Below are 3,281 nucleotides of genomic sequence, written 5' to 3' on the forward strand. Positions count from 1 at the left end.
TGGCGGGGACCGTCCGGGCTACCAGGGTGGCGGCGATCGCGGTGGGTTCCGTGGTGGTGACCGCGACCGTGGCGGGGACCGTCCGGGCTACCAGGGTGGCGGCGATCGCGGTGGGTTCCGTGGTGGTGACCGCGACCGTGGCGGGGACCGTCCGGGCTACCAGGGCGGTGGCGATCGCGGTGGGTTCCGTGGTGGCTCGCAGGGTGGTGGCGACCGTGGTGGATTCCGTGGTGGCGACCGTCCGGGATACCAGGGTGGCGGCGACCGTGACCGTGGTGGATTCCGTGGCGGCGACCGGGGTGGCTACCAGGGTGGCGGTGACCGCGGTGGGTTCCGTGGTGGCGACCGTGACCGCGGTGGCGACCGTCCGGGTTATCAGGGTGGCGGCGATCGCGGTGGGTTCCGTGGTGGCGACCGCGACCGTGGCGGGGACCGTCCGGGTTATCAGGGTGGCGGCGATCGCGGTGGGTTCCGTGGTGGCGACCGCGACCGTGGCGGGGACCGTCCGGGCTACCAGGGTGGCGGCGATCGCGGTGGGTTCCGTGGTGGCGACCGCGACCGGGGTGGATTCCGGGGAGGAGACCGTGACCGTAGCGGCCCCCGTGAGAGCTTCCAGGGCGGTGGCGACCGCGGTGGATTCCGTGGTGGCGACCGCGACCGGGGTGGTTACCAGGGTGGCGGTGACCGTGGCGGGTTCCGTGGCGGCGACCGCCCGCAGGGTGGCGGATTCCGGGGCGACCGGGAGCGGTCCTTCGGCGACCGTCCCCGTCAGGACCGGCCGTACGGCGACCGTCCGCAGCGCAGCGACCGTCCCGGCGGCGACCGTGGCGGGTTCCGCGGCGGGGACCGTCCGGGCTACCAGGGTGGCGGTGACCGCGGCGGATTCCGTGGTGGCGACCGCGACCGGGGTGGTTACCAGGGTGGCGGCGACCGTGGCGGGTTCCGTGGGGACCGTGACGACCGCGGTGGCTTTCGTGGGGACCGTGACGGGTTCCGCCAGGACCGGGACCGCGACTCGCGTCCGCAGGACGAGGCCGGCAAGCCTGCCTTTGAGGCGCCGGAGATCCCCGAGGAGATCACCGCGAACGACCTCGACCAGGAGGTCCGCGCCGAGCTGCTGAGCCTGGCCCGGGACGTCGCCGACAAGGTCGCGCGGCACCTGGTGGCGGCCGGCCAGATCATCGACGAGGACTCGGAGCTGGCTCTCAACCACGCCATCGCGGCCCGTCGTCTCGCGTCGCGGATCGCCGTGGTGCGGGAGGCCGTCGGTCTGGCGGCGTACGCGGCCGGCGACTGGACGACCGCGATCGCGGAGCTGCGCACCTACCACCGGATGACCGGCCGGCAGACGCACCTGGCCGAGCTGGCCGACTGCGAGCGGGCGCTCGGCCGTCCGGAGCGGGCGATCGACCTGTTCCGTGGCGCCGACGTGGCCAACCTGGAGAAGGCCGGCGCGATCGAGCTGCTGATCGTGGCCGCCGGCGCCCGGGGTGACCTGGGCCAGCACGACGCCGCCGTGGCGATGCTCCAGGTCAAGGAGCTGACCGGCGACGACGACGCGGAATGGGCGGCCCGCCTGCGGTACGCGTACGCGGACTCGCTGCTGGCGGCCGGCCGTCGCGACGAGGCGCGGGAGTGGTTCGCACGGACCGCCGCCGTCGACGAGGAGCAGGTCACCGACGCTGCCGAGCGCCTGCTCGAACTCGACGGGGTCACCATCGAGGGCGACGACGCCGACGAGGACGAGGACGGCGCCGAGGTGTCCGCGGCCGCCGCCGACGGTGGTCGCGAGACCAGTGGCGACGCCGACGGTGACTACGACGACGAAGACGACCTCGACGATGACGAGGACGACTACGACGACGAGGACGACTACGACGAGGATGACGAGGACGACGAGCCGGTCGACGCCGCGGACTCCGACGACGCCGCGGACTCCGACGACGACGACCTCGACGACGAGGATGACGAGGACGAGCACCAGCCGGTCGACGTCGCGGACACCGACGTGAACACGGACGCGCTCGGCGACGAGGACGAGAAGGTCACCGAATCGGTGGAGAAGCCGGTCGACGAGGACGTCAAGGGCGACGACGAGGACGGCGACGACAAGGTCGCCACCGAGGAGAAGCCGAAGGCGTGAGCGATCACCTTGCCGACGGCTATGACCTGGTCATCTTCGACCTGGACGGCGTCGTCTTCCTGATCGACAAGCCGATTCCGGGCGCGGCCGACGCGATCGATCGGCTGCGTTCGGGCGCGACGTCGATCGCGTTCGCCACGAACAACGCGTCCCGGCGGGCCGTGGACGTGGCGGCGTTGCTGACCGGCATGGGTGTGAACGCGGAGCCGGCCGAGGTGCTGACCTCGGCCGGCGCCGCGGCGGCGCTTCTCGCCGAACGACTGCCGGCCGGAGCTCCGGTCCTGGTGGTCGGTGCGGAGGCGCTGCGCGCCGAGGTCCGCGACGCGGGCCTCACCCCGGTCAGCGCGCGGGAAGACGATCCGGTCGCCGTGCTTCAGGGGTACGGCCCGGAGGTCGGCTGGAAGATCCTGGCCGAAGCCACCGTGGCGGTACGGGATGGCGCGCCCTGGTTCGCGACCAACACCGACCGGACCCTGCCCAGCCCACGCGGCCCCCTGCCGGGCAACGGCTCACTGGTGGCGGTGCTGCGGACGGCCCTGGACCGGGACCCGGACGTGGTGGTCGGCAAACCGCAGCCGGCCCTGTTCCGGACCGCCGCCGCGCAGACCCGGGCCGAGCGTCCACTGGCCGTCGGCGACCGGCTGGACACCGACATCGAGGGCGCGGTGGCCGCCGGAATGGACAGCCTGCTGGTCCTGACCGGGGTGACCGGCCCGGCCGACCTGCTGTCCGCCGTCGAGAACCAGCGCCCCACGCATGTGGGCGCCGACCTGTCTGCGCTGTTCCGTCCGGCGGACGAGTCGCGGCTCCCCAGCGGTGACGGCGAATCCGCGTGGACCGAGGTCGGTGGCTGGTGTCTCGCCCGTGCCGACGGCCGGGCGGTCCTGGACGGCTCCGGCACCCCGGTCGACGCGTTGCGCCTGCTCTGCTCGGCCACCTGGACCGGTGTGCCGGTCAGCGCCGTGACCGCGGAGTCGGACGAGGCCCGGGAACTCCTGAAGTCCTGGAACCTCGACATCCACTGACAGTTTCACCCGGCCCCGGCCGCCGCCTCCCGACGGAGTGCGGCGACCGGGGCCGTTCCATGTCCGGCCGGCTCTCACCGCTGTCTCACGGATGTTCAGACAGCGGTGAGAGC

2 protein-coding genes and 1 pseudogene are annotated in these 3,281 nt (G+C 73.3%); 2 read left to right on the plus strand and 1 reads right to left on the minus strand.

Translation table 11 applies throughout. From position 1 onward, the window contains the following. Positions 1 to 1,159 (minus strand): annotated as a pseudogene (locus AB0E94_RS52515) (hypothetical protein); the annotation flags it as partial. Positions 1,160 to 1,162: 3 nt separating this feature from the next. Between AB0E94_RS52515 and AB0E94_RS52520 the strand changes: the two are divergent. Both AB0E94_RS52520 and AB0E94_RS52525 read left to right on the plus strand, forming a co-directional pair. Next, positions 1,163 to 2,143, plus strand: a complete 981-nt coding sequence (locus tag AB0E94_RS52520) for a Replicase polyprotein 1ab (RefSeq protein ID WP_360344408.1) — start codon at positions 1,163 to 1,165, stop codon at positions 2,141 to 2,143. After that, entirely contained in the window at positions 2,140 to 3,168 is a 1,029-nt protein-coding gene (locus AB0E94_RS52525) for an HAD-IIA family hydrolase (protein ID WP_360344411.1), read from the plus strand. Before AB0E94_RS52520 ends, AB0E94_RS52525 begins: the two co-directional genes overlap by 4 nt. Positions 3,169 to 3,281: the final 113 nt, after the last annotated feature.

Origin of the sequence: Actinoplanes sp. NPDC026670 (assembly GCF_040638175.1) — a bacterium.
Taxonomy (GTDB): Bacteria; Actinomycetota; Actinomycetes; order Mycobacteriales; family Micromonosporaceae; genus Actinoplanes.